Annotated in this window: 13 protein-coding genes; 4 read left to right on the top strand and 9 right to left on the bottom strand. The window is 71.0% G+C overall.

What is annotated here, in order from left to right:
• Positions 1–68: 68 nt before the first annotated feature.
• The 4 genes from Q0Z83_RS28485 to Q0Z83_RS28470 form a co-directional block, all read right to left on the bottom strand.
• Positions 69–1,748 (bottom strand): glycoside hydrolase family 13 protein, encoded by a 1,680-nt coding sequence (locus Q0Z83_RS28485; RefSeq protein WP_317786294.1) that lies wholly within the window; start codon positions 1,746–1,748, stop codon positions 69–71.
• Between the two features lie 82 nt (positions 1,749–1,830).
• Positions 1,831–2,862 carry a LacI family DNA-binding transcriptional regulator gene (locus Q0Z83_RS28480; protein ID WP_317786293.1) on the bottom strand — a complete coding sequence of 344 codons (1,032 nt, stop codon included), beginning with the start codon at positions 2,860–2,862 and terminating at the stop codon, positions 1,831–1,833.
• A 10-nt stretch (positions 2,863–2,872) separates the two neighbouring features.
• On the bottom strand, positions 2,873–4,084 hold the full coding sequence (locus tag Q0Z83_RS28475; RefSeq protein ID WP_317786292.1) for a sulfite oxidase: 1,212 nt from the start codon (positions 4,082–4,084) through the stop codon (positions 2,873–2,875).
• A 116-nt stretch (positions 4,085–4,200) separates the two neighbouring features.
• Positions 4,201–6,261 carry an MMPL family transporter gene (locus Q0Z83_RS28470; RefSeq protein WP_317786291.1) on the bottom strand — a complete coding sequence of 687 codons (2,061 nt, stop codon included), beginning with the start codon at positions 6,259–6,261 and terminating at the stop codon, positions 4,201–4,203.
• 92 nt (positions 6,262–6,353) lie between these two features.
• Between Q0Z83_RS28470 and Q0Z83_RS28465 the strand changes: the two genes are divergently transcribed.
• Entirely contained in the window at positions 6,354–6,839 is a 486-nt protein-coding gene (locus Q0Z83_RS28465; protein ID WP_317786290.1) for a MarR family winged helix-turn-helix transcriptional regulator, read from the top strand.
• 1,516 nt (positions 6,840–8,355) lie between these two features.
• Here the strand turns inward: Q0Z83_RS28465 and Q0Z83_RS28460 are convergent.
• Positions 8,356–10,101: an ABC transporter ATP-binding protein gene (locus Q0Z83_RS28460; protein WP_317797153.1), complete on the bottom strand. Its 1,746-nt coding sequence runs from the start codon at positions 10,099–10,101 to the stop codon at positions 8,356–8,358.
• A gap of 165 nt (positions 10,102–10,266) precedes the next feature.
• Here Q0Z83_RS28460 and Q0Z83_RS28455 point away from each other — a divergent pair, with 165 nt between their 5' ends.
• On the top strand, positions 10,267–10,677 hold the full coding sequence (locus Q0Z83_RS28455) for a MarR family winged helix-turn-helix transcriptional regulator (protein WP_378078526.1): 411 nt from the start codon (positions 10,267–10,269) through the stop codon (positions 10,675–10,677).
• 274 nt (positions 10,678–10,951) lie between these two features.
• On the opposite strand, the gene Q0Z83_RS28450 is transcribed toward Q0Z83_RS28455, so the two are convergent.
• The 3 genes from Q0Z83_RS28450 to Q0Z83_RS28440 form a co-directional block, all read right to left on the bottom strand.
• Positions 10,952–11,794: a tetratricopeptide repeat protein gene (locus Q0Z83_RS28450; protein ID WP_317786289.1), complete on the bottom strand. Its 843-nt coding sequence runs from the start codon at positions 11,792–11,794 to the stop codon at positions 10,952–10,954.
• 605 nt (positions 11,795–12,399) lie between these two features.
• On the bottom strand, positions 12,400–13,041 hold the full coding sequence (locus Q0Z83_RS28445; protein ID WP_317786288.1) for a nitroreductase family protein: 642 nt from the start codon (positions 13,039–13,041) through the stop codon (positions 12,400–12,402).
• A gap of 121 nt (positions 13,042–13,162) precedes the next feature.
• Positions 13,163–14,344, bottom strand: a complete 1,182-nt coding sequence (locus Q0Z83_RS28440; RefSeq protein ID WP_317786287.1) for a citrate synthase — start codon at positions 14,342–14,344, stop codon at positions 13,163–13,165.
• A gap of 67 nt (positions 14,345–14,411) precedes the next feature.
• On the opposite strand from Q0Z83_RS28440, the gene Q0Z83_RS28435 reads away from it, so the two are divergent.
• Positions 14,412–15,785: a citrate synthase 2 gene (locus Q0Z83_RS28435; protein ID WP_317786286.1), complete on the top strand. Its 1,374-nt coding sequence runs from the start codon at positions 14,412–14,414 to the stop codon at positions 15,783–15,785.
• 500 nt (positions 15,786–16,285) lie between these two features.
• On the opposite strand, the gene Q0Z83_RS28430 is transcribed toward Q0Z83_RS28435, so the two are convergent.
• Positions 16,286–16,714, bottom strand: a complete 429-nt coding sequence (locus Q0Z83_RS28430; protein WP_317786285.1) for a hypothetical protein — start codon at positions 16,712–16,714, stop codon at positions 16,286–16,288.
• 4 nt (positions 16,715–16,718) lie between these two features.
• Between Q0Z83_RS28430 and Q0Z83_RS28425 the strand changes: the two genes are divergently transcribed.
• On the top strand, positions 16,719–17,516 hold the full coding sequence (locus Q0Z83_RS28425; RefSeq protein ID WP_317786284.1) for a hypothetical protein: 798 nt from the start codon (positions 16,719–16,721) through the stop codon (positions 17,514–17,516).
• The last annotated feature ends 165 nt before the right edge of the window (positions 17,517–17,681 follow it).

The following is a 17,681-nucleotide window of genomic DNA, read 5'->3' as shown; positions in this document are numbered from 1 at the left end:
AACCCCCCTGCCACCGACCACGCCCTGGTCCGGCCATCCCCCACCGTCCAGGGGATGGCCGGACGTTCTCATCGGGTGATGGACCACCAGACGGTGGTGTCCGGGGGCAGGATCACGTTGTCGGCGGTGCCGTCGAGCGGGCCGCTGGCCAGCAGGATCTCGCCGGGGCGGCCGACCGCGACCGGCTCGGCGCTCATGTTGACCGTGCAGTGGAAGACCGGTGCGCCGGGCACCGCGCGTTCGAAGGCGAGCACCCCGGCGGGCGCGGGCGCCCAGGTCAGGTTGTCGGTCGGGGCGAGCGCCGGGTTGTCGCGGCGGATCGCCAGGGCCGAGCGGTACAGCTCGAGCGTCGAGCCGGGCACGCCGGCCTGCGCGGCGACGCTGAGTCCGGCCCACGACGCGGGCTGGGGGAGCCAGCTGTCGCCGCCGTCCGGACCGAAACCGTAGGGGGCCTCGGCGCCGCTCCAGGGGATCGGCACCCGGCAGCCGTCGCGGTAGCCGTCCTGGCCGGTCGCGCGGTGGAAGGCCGGGTCCTGGCGAACCTCCGGCGGCAGGTCGATGACCTCCGGCAGGCCGAGCTCCTCGCCCTGGTAGACGTAGGCGGAGCCGGGCAGTGCCAGCATCAGCGCGGACGCGGCACGGCCACGGCGCAGACCGGCCTCCTCGTCGACGGCGGTGGGTTTGCGGCCGGCGGCGTCGCCGTCGATCTTCTGCATCAGGCGGGTGGTGTGCCGGACCACGTCGTGGTTCGACAGCGTCCACGTGGTGGGCGCGCCGACCGCACGCATCGCGGCCAGCGAGTCCTCGATCATCTCGCGCTGCTCGTGCACGTTCCAGGCGGTGCCCAGGTAGCTGAAGTTGAACGCCTGGTGCAGCTCGTCGCCGCGGACGTAGTTGGCGACCCGGGCCAGCGAAGGCGCCCAGGCCTCGGCGACGGCGATGCGTTCGCCGGGGTACTCGTCGAGGATCTTGCGCCAGTCACGGTAGATCTCGTGCACGCCGTCCCGGTCGAAGAACGGGCTCTCGCCGGCGCCCAGCAGGTGCCACTCGCCGGTGTCGCCGATGTCCGGCAGGCCGGCCTCCTTGACCATGCCGTGCGCCACGTCGACCCGGAAACCGTCGACGCCCAGGTCGAGCCAGAACCGCAGGATGGTCTTGAACTCGTCCCGGACCGCCGGGTGCTCCCAGTTGAAGTCGGGCTGCTCGGGGGCGAACAGGTGCAGATACCACTCGCCGTCCTCGGTGCGGGTCCAGGCGGGACCGCCGAAGATCGACGGCCAGTCGTTCGGCGGCAGTTCACCGTCGGTGCCCTGGCCGGGGCGGAAGTGGTAGCGCTCGCGGAACGGCGAGCCGGGGCCCTCGGCGATCGCCCGTTTGAACCAGTCGTGCTGGTCCGACGAGTGGTTGGGGACGAGGTCGACGATCACCCGCAGGCCGAGGGCGTGCGCGCCGGAGATCAGCTCCTCGGCGTCGGCGACGGTGCCGAAGATCGGGTCGACGGTGCGGTAGTCGGAGACGTCGTAACCCGCGTCCGCCTGGGGCGAGGCGTAGAAGGGGGAGAGCCACACCGCGTCGACACCCAGGTCCCGCAGGTACGGCAGCCGGCTGCTGATGCCGGGCAGGTCACCGATGCCGTCGCCGTTGGAGTCGGCGAAGCTGCGCGGGTAGATCTGGTAGATGACCGCGTTGCGCCACCACGATGCGGGGGGCGCCTCCACGGTGGGCGGTGCGATCAGTTGATCCGTCATGGCGACGAACGCTAGCAGCTTACTAACACGTGTTACATAGCCGAGCTGCTGATTTCTTGCAGCAAGTTCTTGCAAGAGGCCGTTATGCCGGTTTCGCGGTAGATTCCCGAACGATCAGCGAGGTGCCGAGAGTCTGGTGCGGGTGCTGTTCCTCGCCCCTGATTACCGAGATCAGGAAGTCGGCGGCGATCCGGCCCTTGGTCACGATCGGCTGCCGCACGGTGGTCAGCCGGGGACGGAACCAGGAGGACTCCTGGAGGTCGTCGAACCCGGTCACGGACACCTCGGCGGGGACGTTTATTGCAAGTTCTTGCAAGGCATCCACGGCCCCGTAGGCGAGCACGTCGGACAGCGCCAGCACGGCCGTCGGTTGCTGCTCACCGGACATCAGCTCGCGCGTCGCCCGGTAGCCCTCGCTCCGGGTCACCGGCACCTCGGCCAGCTGGACGTCGGCCATCGTCAGACCGAAATCGGTCAGCGCGTCGGTGATCCCGGCAAGCCGGCGGGCCAGCGGTCCCCGGTAGCCGCGCTCGCGGACGAGTGCCCCCGGATCCATCGACAGCACGGCCAGTCGCCGGTGCCCCAGGTCGAGCAGATAGCGGGTCACCTCACGGGCCCCGCCCCGATCGTCGACCTCGACACTCGGTGCGCCCTCCAGGCGATCACTGTCGATCAGCACGAACGGGATGCCCCGCCGGGTCAGTTCGGCGACCTCACCACGGTCCGCCTCCAGGCCGCACACGATGAAACCGTCGACCGCGGCGTACGGAATGGCCTTGAGCACCGAATCCTGCAGGGGCGGAGTCAGCAGCAGCGTGTAACCCTCCTGGTCGCACACCTGCCCGGCGCCCATCAGGAACCGTGCGTAGTACGGGTTCTCCAGGATCCGGGCCAGCCGCTGGGGGAGTAGCACCCCGATCGAGTTGGTGGTGCCGGCCTGCAGCATCCGGCCCAGCGTGCTCGGGGCGTAGCCGAGCGCCTCGGCGGCGGCCAGGATCCGCTCCCTGGTCGCCGCCGAGATCCGCTGCGGATTGTTGAACGCGAAGGACACCGCCGACCGGGACACGCCCGCCGCCGCCGCGACGTCACTGGACGTGGCCTTTCCCGACGGCATGGGCGGCACACTATCCCACCGCGGTCACCGGGACCCGTACCGCCGCGTCGAAGAGGTAACCCAGCGTGTTGAACTGCGCAACGTCCGGTTGGGTGTTGCCGCACACGTCGGTGGCCCGGGCCAGCAGCACGTGCTCGCCCGGGGTCGGCGTCCAGTCGTACTCCCAGCGCTGCCACACCCCGCCCGGCGTCGCACCGTAGGGCCGGGCGCGCCGCCAGGTCGTACCCCCGTCGGTGCTGATCTGGACCTCGCGGATCGGGCCGTCGGCCGACCAGGAGCGGCCGGTGAGCCGGGTCCGCACCCCGGCCGGGAAGGTCGCACCGGGGTCCAACTCGAACGCACTCTTGATCGACTGCCTGTCGAACGGCCGGCCCTCGGCCGGGAAGTCCGGGCCGAACAGCCGGTAGAACTGCGTGTTCCACGGGGAGAACAGCGGTTCGGCGGAGACCTCGATCTTCCCGACCCACTTGATCGAGGAGATGCCGACCCAATGGGGTACGACCACCCGAACCGGGAAACCGTGGTCGGGCGGGAGCGGTTCGCCGTTCAGCTCGTAGGCCAGGATGACGTCGTCGAACGCCTTCCGCACCGGGAACGGGCGACGGACCGGGCCCAGGTCGACGCCGCCGCTGACGAAGTGCGGGTCCAGGCCGATCGGCTGTACGTCGACGGCGTTCCGGGAGATGCCGGCTCTGCGGAGGACCGTCGACAGTCGGACGCCCTTCCACTTGCCGACGCCGATCGCGCCCAGCGTCCAGGCCGTACCGGAGACGGTCTGCCCCTGCTGCGAGGTGTAGTAGCTGCGGCCGTTGCCGGCACATTCGATGGCGACCGGCGCGGTCACCGACGGCAGCTTCTTGAGATCATCGAGTCCGAAAGACGCCGACCCGGTGCCGGTCCCGGAGATCTCCAGCTGCCACGAGCCGGCGTCGATCGTCGGCGTCACCGTGTGGTTGCGCACGAAGAAGCGATCCACCGGAACGTAGTATCCCTGGTCCTTCAGGGCCGAGAAACGGGTCTCCGCGTTGGTGCCCAGGGGCCGGAAGAGATCAGCCGGCAGCGGTTTGACGATGGGGGTCGCGGCAGCCGCCGGTGATCCCGGAATCAGTGCTCCGGCGCCCGCTGCCGCGGTCAGCGCCAACAGGTCCCGCCGGGAGAACCCGCGCGTCCGCCCGGCAAGGAAGTCACGCAGACGGTGCTCGTCGTATGCACGCTCGCTCATGCCGAGGGATCCTATCGATTGAGTAGGATAACTGGATAGTCCCGTCTCGGAACAGGGCGATGCCGGGTGGCCGTTGCGGCCACCCGGCATCTCTGGCGGTGAGTAGAGCCTCTTACCTAGCGGTTCTGGTCACCCGCGGTCTCGGTGATCTGGGTGCGGTTGACCGCCTCCCAATCGGTCTGCGGCCGCGTCGCCGACGATTCGGCGCTCTCGACGACCGCCTGCGGCCGGCCCGGCCACCAGAACCGGTCCCCGGTGAGCGTCGCCAGAGCCGGAACCAGCACGGTACGCACGAGCAGCGTGTCCAGCAGCACCCCGATGCCGACGATCACCCCGATCTGGGTGAGCGTGACCACCGGCAGCACCCCGAGCACCGCGAACACCGCCGCCAGCAGGATCCCGGCGCTGGTGATCACGGCCCCGGTGACCGCGAGCGCGTGCACCATGCCGTCGCGGGTGCCGCGGGTGGCCGCCTCCTCCTTGGCCCGGGTGACCAGGAAGATGTTGTAGTCGACCCCGAGCGCGACCAGGAACAGGAACGAGAACAGCGGCACCGAGTTGTCCAGGGCCGGGTAGTCGAACACGTTCCGGAACAGCCACGCCCCGGCGCCGAGCGAGGCCAGGAAGCTGACCACCACGGTGACCATCAGCAGCACCGGGGCGACCAGGGCCCGCAGCAGCGCGACCAGGACCAGGAACACCACGGCCAGGATCACCGGGACGATCACGAGCAGGTCGTGGCGGGCCGCGTCCCGGGTGTCGAGCGCGGTCGCGACCGAGCCGCCGACCAGCGCGTCACCGTCCAGCCCGGCCCGCAGCGCCCGGATCGTGTCGAACGCCTCGGCGGTGTCCGGTGCGGCCTCCAGTACGGCGCTGATGCTGACCTGCGTCGCGTTCTGCTCGGCGATCCGGGCCTGGGCGACGCCCTCGGTGGCCGACACGGTGGCCAGCACCTGCTCCGCCTTGGCCGGTTCGGTCAGGATCACCGCGGGCCCGGCGGCACCGGCCGGGAAGTACTTGGAGAGCGTCTCCAGACCCTGCACCGACTCGGCCTCGACCCGGAACTGCTCGGTCTGCGAGAGGCCGACCTTGGTGCCGAGGCCACCCAACGCGAGCAGGCCGAGAACGACCATCGACGCCGCGGTGACCATGACCGGGCGGCGGACGACACCACGGCCGACCTTGGCCCAGAAGCCCTTGCCGTCCTCCGGACCGGACTCGCCGACCCGCGGGATGAACGGCCAGAACAGCTTCCGGCCGCAGATCACCAGCGCGGCGGGCAGCACGGCGAGCGCGAACACGGCGGCGATGGCCACCCCGGCGGCCGCCGACACACCGAGTGCGGTGTTGCTCTTCAGGCTGGCCAGCAGCAGGGTGAGCAGGGCCAGGATGACCGTGCCGGCGCTGGCCGCGATGGCCGGCCCGGCCCCGCGCAGCGCCTTCGCCATCGCCTCGAACCGGTTCTCGTATCTGTGCAGCTCCTCCCGGTAGCGGGAGATCAGCAACAGCGCGTAGTCGGTCCCGGCGCCGAACACCAGCACCGTGACGATGCCGGCGGTGGAGCCGTTGACCGCCAGGTCGGTGTGCTGCGACAACAGTGCGATGACCTTGGCGGCGAGCTGGTCGGCGAACCCGACGACGAACAGCGGGACGATCCACAGGATCGGGCTGCGGTAGGTGACCAGCAGCAGGATCGTGACGACCACCACGGTGACGATCAGCAGTTTGGTGTTGGCGCCGCTGAAGCTGTTGGACAGGTCGGCACCGAAGCCCGCACCGCCGGTGACCTGCGCGGTCACTCCCGCCGGCAGCCCGTCCCCGACCTTCGCCCGCAACTCGGCGACGGCGTCACTGGTGGCGTTGGCGTCACCGGTGGCCGGCAGCGGCACGGTGACGATGGCGGCCTTGCGATCCTCGGACAGGATCGGCCGGCCCAGCCCGGTGACCGTGACCAGGTCGGCGTCGGTGAGCGCCGCCCCACCCTTGGCCACCACGATCAGCGCCGGGTTGGTCCGTCCGGACGGCAGTTGTTTCTGCAGCTCGGCGACCCGCGTCGACTCAGCCGAGGACGGCAGCGACGAGGTCGGGTCGTTGTCGGTCTCGGTGGTCCCGGCGAACCCGAACACGAGCCCGCCGAGCAGCAGGGCCAGGAGGAGCGTCGCCCATGCCCGTCTCATTGCAGGTGCCCCCTAAGGCATTTCTTCAAGACTGAGAATCTTTACAATCGAGATTGTTCACCACCGGGAGCTGATCTGCAACACTTACCCCCGTGGAAGGAACCGAGACCGCGGAACGTGCGCGGTTACGCAGGGAGCTCGTGGACCTGCTGAACACGTACAGCGGCGAGGCGCAGCACATCGGGCACGCGTTCGCCAACCAGCACCGGCTGCACGCCACCGACATGCATGCGCTGCTCGCCGTCATGCACGCCGAGCGCCGCGGCGAGCCGCTCACCCCGGGCCGCCTCGGCGAGGCGATCGGCCTGACATCGGGCGCGACGACCGCCCTGATCGACCGCTTGGAACGCGGCGGCCACCTACGGCGCAGCCGGGAGAGCGCCGACCGCCGGGTGGTCCATCTGCGTTACGCGGACGCCGGCATGGCCCTCGCCCTGTCGTTCTTCGCCCCGCTGGCCCCCCGCACCGACGAGGTGATGTCCCAGTTCGGCCTGGACGAACTCCACACCATCGAAAAGTTCCTCCACGGCATGATCGGCGCCCTGACCTCCTACCGCGACGAACTCCGCCGCCCCTGACTCCATTCAAGATCAAGATCCCGTTCGGGTACGGCCACAACCCCAACAACCACACCCATCCCGCCCCGAACCGACTCCGTGCCGCCCCGAGGCGGCTCCGTTGCCGTCTCGAATCGGCCCCGTGCCGTCTCGAATCGGCCCCGTGCCGTCTCGAACCGACCTCGTGCCGTCTCGAACCACCCATCCCGAACCGAACCAGCCTCATCCCGAACCGCCTGAAGCCACTCCAGACCGACACGCGCCCCCGGCACCGAACCCCACCCATCCGGTCGAGTCAGCTCAAGGTGTGGCCCCGGGTCCGCGTGAGGCGTATGTCCGGTCTGGCCTGCTCAGGGTGTGGTCCCGGTCCGCGTGAGGCGTGTCCGTCCCGGTCGGGCCTGCTTAGGTGTGGTCCCGGGTCTGCATTGCTTTCCTTCTAGTCCGGATTGATCGCCAGGCGGCGCGGTCATGGGTGCTTCCGCGCGGTTTTAGCGTTACTGTCGCGCCGCCGAGGTCGGAGTATCGCTGACACCGATACGAGAGTCGACGCCGCCGCCGGAGACCCGGCTGGATCCTGATCCCGGAACCCCAGGGGCGCGCCCGTCCAACCGACTCGGCCATGGCGTGCCTGTGGGAAGCGTTTTCCTGCCGGGTCGGTTCAGTCATGACGTTTTGTCCCGAATTCGGGCGCCCGGCGGGCGGGTTGGGTCATGACGTGTCTGTCGAAAAGCGGGCGTCAGTCAGGCCGGATCAGCCGAGGCATGTGCTGGTCCGGATCGAGCCGAGGCGTGTGCCGGCCGAGACATGAGTCGGCCCGGACCGGCGGACGCATGCAGGCCCGGATCGGCGGAGGCGTGCGGGCTCGGATCGGCGGAGGCGTGCGGGCTCGGATCGGCGGAGGCGTGCGGGCTCGGATCGGCGGAGGCGTGTCGGCTCGGATCGGCGGACGCATGCAGGCCCGGATCGTGCCGAGGCGTGTCGGCCGGAAGGCGTGCGCCTACCGATCCGGACCGGTCGAAGCGTGCTTGCTGGAACGTGTGCCTGCCGGGCCGAACTGCCTCGTGAACCGGGTCGCCCGCAGGACCAGTGGGCAGCCCACCAACAAGGATCGCGGCCGTCACGCGCCGCCCGGTCCATCTCGCCCAAGGCGCGACCGCCGGGCCGAATCGGCCAAGACGGGCGACGCCTGCCCGAGATCCCGTGCCGGGGCGGGCCGCCGGAAACCGGTCGCGCCCGCCCGAAAGCGCCGGGTCACGGGGCAGGGCCGGGCCGGGAGGTCAGCGGGCCAAGGCGGCGTATCGGCCCTCGGCCTCGATCTGCCCGAGGTCCCGTGCCGGGGCGGGCCGCCGGAAACCGGTCGCGCCCGCCCGAAAGCGCCGGGTCACGGGGCAGGGCCGGGCCGGGAGGTCAGCGGGCCAAGGCGGCGTATCGGCCCTCGGCCTCGATCTGCCCGAGGTCCCGTGCCGGGGCGGGCCGCCGGAAACCGGCTGCGCCCGCCCGAAAGCGCCGGGTCACGGGGCAGGGCCGGGCCGGGAGGTCAGCGGGCCAAGGCGGCGTATCGGCCCTCGGCCTCGATCAGGGCCTCGTGCGTGCCCGACTCCAGGATGCGGCCGTGGTCGATGACGGCGATCTGGTCGGCGTTGCGGACCGTGGACAGGCGGTGGGCGATCGTCACCGTGGTGCGGCCCCGGGACAGTTCGTCGAAGGCTCGCTGCACGGCCCGTTCGGTCTCGTTGTCGAGGGCGCTCGTAGCCTCGTCGAGCACCAGGATCCGTGGGTCACGCAGCAGCGTCCGGGCGATGGCGATGCGCTGTTTCTCGCCGCCGGAGAATCGGTGCCCCCGGGAACCGACCATCGTGTCGTAGCCGTCGGGTAGGGCCGCGATCAGGTCGTGGATCTGGGCGGCTCGGGCGGCCCGCTCGATCTCGGCGTCGGTCGCGTCCGGTTTCGCGTAGCGCAGGTTCTCCCGGATGGTGGTGTGCAGCAGATACGTCTCCTGGCTGACCACGCCGACGGTCGCGGCCAGGTCGTCCAGTGACAGGTCACGCAGGTCGACGCCGTCGATCGTCACGCGACCCGACGTGGGGTCGTGGAGGCGGGCGATCAGGGCGGCGATCGTGCTCTTGCCGGACCCGGTCTCGCCGACGAGAGCCAGCGACGTACCCGCCGGGACGTCCAGACTCACTCCGGCCAGTGCGGCGGTGGGGCTCTCCCCGTACACAAAAGTGACATCCTCGAACCTCAGGTGGCCCCGCACCCGACCGAGCCGGACGGGTGCCGCCGGCTCCTTGATCTCGACCGGCAGGTCGAGATATTCGAAGATGCGCTGGAACAGCGCGAGGGACGCGGTCAGGGTGACGCCCACGTCGAGCAGGCTCATCAGCGGCCGGAACAGCCCGGCCTGGAGCCCGGTGAACGCGACGAGCGTGCCGATGCTCATCGCCCCGGCCGCGAACGGCAGCCCCGCGGCCAGATAGATCGACGCCGGGATGACCGCGAACACGATGCTCATGGTCGCCATCCGCCAGCGCCCGGCCAACTCGGAGCGCAGCTCCAGGTCGATGAGGCGGGCCGACGAGGCGGTGAACCGCTCGGTCAGCTGGCCGCCGGCGCCCATCGTCTTGGCCAGCTGGATGCCACTGATCGACAGGCCCTCGTCGATGATCACGTTGAGGTCGGCCAGCTCACGCTGCCGCTGCGCGGTGATCGCCTGACGCATCCGGGCGACCCGTCTGGTCCAGTAGATCGCCGGTGGCAGCGCGACCAGCGAGACCAGGGTGAGCTGCCAGGACAGCGCGGTCATCGCGACCAGGGTGGCGATCACCGTGGTCAGATTGGCCGCCACGGACGTGGCGGTCGACGTGACGACCTGCTGCATGCCGCCGATGTCGTTGGTGATGCGGGACTGCACCTCGCCGGTGCGGGTGCGGGTGAAGAAGCCGACCGACTGCCGTTGCAGGTGCGCGAAGACCTGGGTGCGCAACCGGTGCATGACACGTTGGCCGACGGTCGTGGAGATCCAGGTCTGCACCACACCGAGCGCGGACGTGGCCGCCGCGATGCCGACCATGCCGGCCACCAGCAGAATCAGCAGCCGCACGTCGGACTGCGGCAGAGCGACGTCGATGACCTCGCGCAGCAGGAACGGCGAGCCCATCGAGATGATCGACGAGAGGACGATGACGGCCACGACGACGGCGAGCTGCCGCCGGTGGCCGATGAACAGTGCGCCGATCCGGCGCAGCGGGACGGCGCGGGCCTGCGCCTTCTCCGCGGGGGTCAGTGTGCGTGCCGCGCCGCGGCCTTTTCCATCTGCCAAGAACAACCCTCCTGGGTACGGCCGAAGTGGCCCCGTCGTCACGCGGAGGGCGGATCGACGAGCCACCGGAACAACGCTGAGGTTACCTCACCATGAGGGAACAACGGTAGCCGCTGTTAGATTGTTCCCGTGGAGGAGAACCTGCTCGAGGTGTTCTGGGCGGTGACCCGACGGCTGCGCGTGCAAACCAAGATCGCACTGGAGCCTTGGCACGTGTCACCGTCGCAGTCCCGCGCGCTCGGGGTGCTGTCCAGGCACGGTGAGATGCGGCTCAGCGCGCTCGCCGAGCACCTGCGGATCGCGCCGCGCTCAGCCACCGAGGTGATCGACGACCTGGAGAAACGCGGCCTCGCCATCCGTAGGCCGGACCCGTCGGACCGGCGCGCGACCCTGGTCGGCCTGACCCCGCAGGGCGTCTCCACGATGCAGGCGATCAACGAGGCCCGGGCCGCCGAGGCCGACCGCCTGTTCGCCGGCCTGGACCCGGCCGACCGAGCCGATCTGACCCGCATCCTCCGTCGGCTACGCGACGCCCGCTGACGGTCCGGCCCGCGTCCTTCGTCGGCTACGCGACGCCCGCTGACGGTCTGACCCGCGTCCTTCGTCGGCTACGCGACGCCCGCTGACGGTCCGGCCCGCTCGGCGAGCCGGGCCGACCAGTGCGCGAGGCTCTTCCGCCGGCGGCCACATCCGGGTGATCGGCGGCGCCGCGGCGATGATCCCGATCCCGGACCCGAGCATCCATCGCCATCGGCGAATCGGATGTCACCGAGGGTTCGATTCCGGCGGGATGTCGGCCCTGACGGAAGCGCCGCTAGTGCGACGGACGTGCCAGCGTGGACACGCAACCGGCGGCGCCGGCGGCGGCGAACAGGGTCAGGTACAGGCTGGTGGGCGCGACCAGCAGGCCGGTCGCCTCCAGGATTCCCACGCCCGCGATCGCGGCCAGGAACCACACCAGGGACACCCGGGCCACGTGACCGAGGGCCTCGCGGCCCGGGCCGGGGCGCCGCGACGGCTGCCGGCCGGGGTGGATGCGCAGCGACTCGGCGAACTCGTCGGCGGCCAGTGCGAGGGAGGCCGCGTCGATCGCGGTACTCATCGCCCGATCGAACTTCCGCAGTGCCGCCCGAGCCCCCGTGTGACCGAAATCGATCGCCAGCGCGTGTCCGAGTGCCTCGCGGGCGCTCAGCGGTCGGCCGATCGCGAACAGCGCCAGCCCGTAGGTGACGTACAGGTCGGCGTCGTAGCGGGCCATGTCCGCCACGACTCGCAGTCCCTCGGCGGCGTCGGTCGGCAGACCGGCCGCCAGCTGCGCCTCGGCCAGCCGGTTGTGCAGGCGCGGGTTGCCCGGGTCCTCCCGGCAGGCGGCCGCGGCGGCCGCGATCGCCTCGGCGTGGTCGGCCAGGCGGGAGCGGGCCTGGCTCAGCCAGAACAGCGACTCCACGTCGTACGGGTCCAGGTGCCACGCGGCTTGCGCGGCGAGCAGGGCGCCGTTCAGGTCGTCGAGGTCGAGACGGGCCCGGGCCATCCGGTGCCAGGCGCCGACATTCTCCGGCTCCCGCCCGACGAAGGGCGCGAGCAGCCGTTCGGCATTGTGGGCGCGGCCGCGGGCGAGCAGGGCATCGGCCTCGGCGAGAAGGGGCTCGGTTCGCACGCCGCCTTCGATCGGCAGCGCGCATGTCCGGTTGTGATTAGCCCGCGGTGCACCTGCGTTGCAAAACCCCCGCGACCCCGGCCCGCCCTTCCGGCACCCACCGCGCCGCCGGCTCTCCGCCCGTTTCAAAACCCTCATCCGGTACGGACGACGAGCCCCCACCACACCTGAGGCGTCCACGGGCCCCCACTGAACGGCGGAAGCCCTCGCCGGTCGGGGCGCGGGGCAAGTCCCCGACCCGTCGCGCCGCACCCGCGGTCCAGCACGGGACCGGGGATACCGAAGGCAGCGTCGGGTGGCGGCTCGCGGTGGCTGTTGAACGCGGAGATGCGGTACTGAAGCGGCGTCGGGTGGCGGTTTGTGGTGGTTGTTGAACGCGGAGATGCGGCGTCGAAGCGGCGTTGAGTGGCGGCCCCTGGCCAGCCGTCGTCGTTCGGGCGCGGGACTGGCCCGCCCACGGTGTGCGGGACGACTCGAACGGCGGCCGTCTGCGGTCGGGGGCGCGACAGGTCGGTGATTCGGGTTCGCAGCCCAGCGGTCGCGTTTCGGCCCGGCGCCGTGGCTACCTCGCGGGGTAGCCACGGCGCCGAAGTAGCCGTACCGAATCAGGCGGTTTTGAACTTTTCGAAATGGACCACCTCGTCAAGCGGGCGGCGTTTCGGCTGGGACCAGCGTCCCTTGCTCGGATGACCGATAGGGATCAGTGCCATGGTCAGCGCGTCCTCGGGGAGGCCGAGCAGTTCGCGGACGTCCGCCTCGTGGCCGATGTGCAGCGTGGTGAGGGTCGCGCCGAGGCCGTAGGCGCGGGCCGCGAGGATCAGGTGCTGGATGGCGCCGTAGATCGACGAGCCGAGGCGCGGGTTGGTGGACTTCGCGGCGCCGAGCATCACCGGGATGATCCAGACCGGCGCATCCTCGAGGTGGGCGGCCAGGTGGTCGGCGGCGAGGAAGCTGCGCTTGCTCATCGGGCCGCCGTCCGGCGCGCCGAGGATCTGCTCGCGGCGCGACCCGTAGTGGCGCTCCCAGCCCTCCCGGTACCAGCCCGCGATCTGCCTCTTCGTGTCCTGGTCGCGGACCACGATCCAGGCCCAGAACTGTCCGTTCCCGGCGGACGGCCCGCGGATGGCGGCGTCCAGGATGGCGCGGATCACATCGTCGTCGATCGGCTCGGTGGACAGGTAACGGCGGGCCGGCGTCGAGTGCAACGCCTCCAGCAGGGGGACGCTGTTCGGGTCGGGAGAGGTCATGTCCGGCAGCCTACTGGCCGGTAGGGAAAGGCGCGTCGCTTCCCCTGGCCTCCGGAACAGTGACCGACATTGATCAGTTATCTGATCGTTTTCGGTCTTGCCGGGTTGGGTCCGTCGGAGGTCACAAGGGCTGGGTGCCGGCATAGGCGCCGGACGGGCGGAAGCGGCTGGGCCGGTCGCCGTACTCCTCCAGGGCGTGGGCCAGCCACCCGGCGGTCCGCGCCACCGCGAAGATCGCCTCGCCGGCGTCCGCCGGCATGCGGTGATGCAGGGCGAGTGCGGCCAGCGCGAGGTCGACGTTGGCCGGCGTGCCCGATCTGGTACGCATGGTCGCGTCGAGTTGCAGCGCCGCGTCCTTGACCGGTCCCTCGTCGAGCAACTCGAACAGGGTCGTGGCCCGTGGATCGCCGCCCTGGTAGATCGGATGACCGAAACCGGGCACCGGAACCCCCGAACGCAGGCGGTCGGAGATCGTGGCGACCGGGCCCGGGCCGTTGACGGCCTCTTCCAACAGGGGGTACGCGAGACCGCTCGCCGCCCCGTGCAGCGGCCCGTCGAGGGCGGCCAGGCCGGCGCTGACCACCGCGTACGGGTGGGCGCGGGTGGACGCCGCGACCCGGGCGGCCAGAGTCGACGCCGCGATGTCGTGGTCGGCCAGCAGGACCAGGGCCGCGTTGAGCAGGCGCGATCCGGCCTCGCTGGGTTTCTCCGAGGTGATCCGCAGCCACAGCGTCTCGGCGAACGACACCGGCCCGGGCGGGATGATGTTGATTCGGGGTGGCAGGCCCTGGACCATGGCGGCGAGCAGCTGCCGCCCGGTAGCGACCACGGCGGGCGGGGACGTGTCGAAGCGCAGCGGGTCGGCCGCGGCCGCCGCGGCGACGGTGACCCGTAGCCGGTCGGTGAGGCGGGCCGTCTTCGGCAGGCGGCTGGTGATGTCCGTGACGAGGCCGCACAGATCGGGGTCGACCGGGAACGGGACGTCGTCGAGCTCGCCCGTCCACAGCAGCGAGGCGACCGACTCGAAGCCGGTCGAGCGGGCCAGGACGGTGGCGTCACGGCCACGGAAGTAGAGCTTGTCGTCCTTGATCAGGGTGATGCCGGTCTGGATGCCCGGGGTGGCGGTGCGTTTCCGGCCGGCCACGAACGCGTCGACGTCGGCTTTCGTGAACAGGCTGTTCTTGCCGTCGGCATTGCGGCGGCTGGTGAGCAGACCACGGCTGACATACGCGTAGACGGTGGCCGGCTTGACGCCCAGCAGGATAGCGACCTCTTCGGTGGTCAACAGCGTTTGCGCGGTCATGTCGCCATCCTCTCATGTTGACTGGATCAATATTGACATCAACACTTGACGAATCCAGATTGAAGTCATGTTGACAGTCAATCCAGGACTTGCCGGTGTCGTCGCGTTCGACACCGAGATCGCCGAACCCGACCGGGACGGCGGGGCGCTGCGATACCGCGGTGTCGACATCAACTCCCTCGCCGGGAACGTCTCCTACGGCGATGTGTGGGGGCTGCTGGTAGATGGTGACTTCGCGCGCGGACTTCCGGTAGCCGAGCACCTCCAGCCTGTGGACAACTCGGGTGACATCCGCGCCGACGTGCAAGCGGCGGTGGCCCTGCTGGCTCCCCGGTGGGGCCTGCGGCAGCTGATCGACATCACGGACGAGCAGGCCCGGGATGACTTGGCGCGGGCATCGGCGGCGGTTCTGTCGTACGCGGCCCAGGCCGCCCGGGCGATGTTCCCACCGGGCGCCCGCAAATCGTTCCCCACGTCCGCCGGAGGCGGCCCCTCCACTCCGGGCCGGGATCGCCGCGGGCCGGTTTCCGGGGACGCCAGGTGGGCGGCGGGGGACACCTCGCGGGCGGCAGGCGGTGGTGCCGGGCTTCCCGGTGTGTCGCAGCGTGCGTTCGAGTCCGGTGGTGCGGGGCTTCCCGGTGTGTCGCAGCGTGCGTTCGAGTCCGGTGGTGCGGGGCTTCCGGGTGTGCCGCAGCGTGCGTTCGAAGCTGGTGGTGCCGGGCTTCCTGCGGTGCCGCGGCGGCTGATCGAAGCCGGGCGGACGGCCACGGAGCGGTTCATGATCGAGTGGCAGGGTGAGCCGGATCCGCGGCACGTCGCGGCCATCGACAGGTACTGGATCTGTGCGGCCGAGCACGGCATGAACGCCTCGACGTTCACCGGTCGGGTTGTCGCGAGCACCGGCGCCGACGCACCCGCGTGCCTATCCGCGGCGATCGCCGCACTGTCCGGCCCGTTGCACGGCGGCGCGCCGTCCCGGGCACTCGGAATGATCGAAGCGGTCGAGTCCGGAATCGACGCCCGCCGCTACGTCCGGCAGGTTCTCGACGCCGGCCAGCGGTTGATGGGTTTCGGTCACGCCATCTACCGTGCCGAAGACCCGCGGGCCCGGATCCTGCGCCAGACGGCTCGGGAACTGCACGCGCCCCGCTACGAGGTGGCCCGCGAACTGGAGCTGGCCGCCCTGGCCGAACTCCGGGAACGCAAACCGGACCGGGTCCTGGAGACCAACGTCGAGTTCTGGGCGGCGGTGATCCTCGACTTCGCCGGTGTCCCGGCCGACCTGTTCGCGGCCATGTTCACATGTGCCCGTACCGCCGGGTGGAGCGCACACATCCTGGAACAGAAACGCCTCGGCAAGATCATCCGCCCGTCCGCCGACTACGTGGGGCCCGGCGAACGTGACGCCCACACGGTGGCCGGCTGGCCCGCGTCCCGCTAGAAACCCTTCACCGGGTTCGACGTCGCGCTCGCTCTCGGGGGGTTGCGCCGCACGCGCAGTCGCAACCCCACCAGACCGGCGGAAGTTGCCGGTCGACGGCGACCATGTGAGTTTCGAGCTTCGTGCGGAGCGCGGCCTCACGAGACCGACACGCCGTCGGCGCCGGGCGCGGCGTGGCTGTGTCGTCTTGCGACACCGGGCTGCATCTGGCTCTGGTGCTGCTCGACATCAAGTCCGATGCGAGGTCGTCGCTGTCGTCACAGTCGTCGGTGGTTGCCGACTGGCGGCCACCTCGTGAGTTTGCGACCTCGTGCGCGGCGCCACTCCACCGGATCGATGAAGCGGCCCGACCGGCACTGATCTTGCGCTGGTGCAGTCGCCCGCGGAGTTCCGGAGAGGCTTGCCACAATGCCGACACAACGGACAACCGCATCCAAAATGGTGGCGTCTTGGTTATCGGGTCGGATGGCGCCGCCGAGCACGGCGCCCCGGCCGGCGGTTCACCGGCCGTGCCGATCATGCGGAAGGCGTTCGATGGTTGTCACCTCCCGAGGACCCGATCCCGGCGGCTCGCACGAGAACCCGCCCGGCTCGGAACAGCCGGAACGGCCCGCCCTGAAGATGATCGCCAGAGTCGCGACCGCAGTGCTGAGCACCAGGGTGGCAAATGCGATGCGTGGCACCAGGGCGGCGACTGCGGTGCCGGATTCCGGGGCGGCGAGTGCGGCGCCGAAATCCCGGACGGCGGGTGCGGTGCCGGGTGCCGGGACGGTGACTGCGGTGTCGGGTTCCGGGATGGCGGGTGCGGTGCCGGGTGCCGGGACGGTGACTGCGGTGTCGGGTTCCGGGATGGCGGGTGCGGTGCCGGGTGCCGGGACGGTGACTGCGGTGTCGGGTTCCGGGATGGCGGGTGCAGTGTCAGGTCGCACGACGGTGAGTGCGGCGCCGGGTGTCGGGGTTGCGGTTCTGGGCCGCGCGACCGCCGCCGTGAAACGTGAGGCCCGCCGTCGCCCGGCGCTGAGCTTGGCGCTCGTGGTGGCCGGGCTCGGCGCCGTGATCGTGTCGGTCTCCGGTCCGGGAGCGGCGGCGCCGGAGTTCCGGTCCCCGCCGGTCGCCGCCATGTCGACGCCTTCGGTGCAGGTGTCCGCCGCGGCGGTCTACACCGGTCTCGCCCCGTACGCCCCGCCGGCCCCGGCCCCCGCCCCCGGATCGCTCTCGCCGAGCCCCCGGACCTCGGGGCCGGACGGCCGGAGCGGCCCGCCGTCGCCTGTGCCGTCGTTGCCCGACGACGACGCCACGGTGCTGTCCGGGATTCGTGAGCTGCCGCCGGAGAAGACGCCGACCGGCGCCGCGACGAGGACGGCCGCCGAGCCGGCCGGGCGGATCGCACCGGTGACGGCTACCGTCGCGGTCACCGAACCCCGCGACGGCGCCAGTGTCTCCGCGACGACGACAGTCACCGGAACCGCCGACATGCCCGCCGATCACCAGGTCTGGCTGCTGTCCCGGCACGGTTCCGGTTCATACCGGGTGGAGGGGGCCTGCCCTGGCGACCGCAACTTCACCTGCGCCTCGGTAGCCCTGGACGGCGGTGGCGACGACACGTTCCAGCTCACGACGGTGGTCGTCGACCCGGCAATCGCACGCACCCTGCAGGCAGGCGAAACCCGCGCAACCCTGCCCGCCCACCTGGCCGGCGGCGAGGTGACGGTCCACCGCGCCGCAGCCTGAGACCCTCGTCGAGCACGCCCCACAAGCGGACCGGATGGAGCGGTGCGGTCCACAGGCGGTGCGGTCCACAGGCGGTGCGGTCCACAGGCGGTGCGGTCCACAGGCGGTGCGGTCCACAGGCGGTGCGGTCCACAGGCGGGACGGTCCACAGGCGGGACGGCCACA

Origin of the sequence: Actinoplanes sichuanensis, from assembly GCF_033097365.1 — a bacterium.
Lineage (GTDB): Bacteria > Actinomycetota > Actinomycetes > Mycobacteriales > Micromonosporaceae > Actinoplanes > Actinoplanes sichuanensis.
This window is presented reverse-complemented; position numbering and strand designations above follow the sequence as displayed.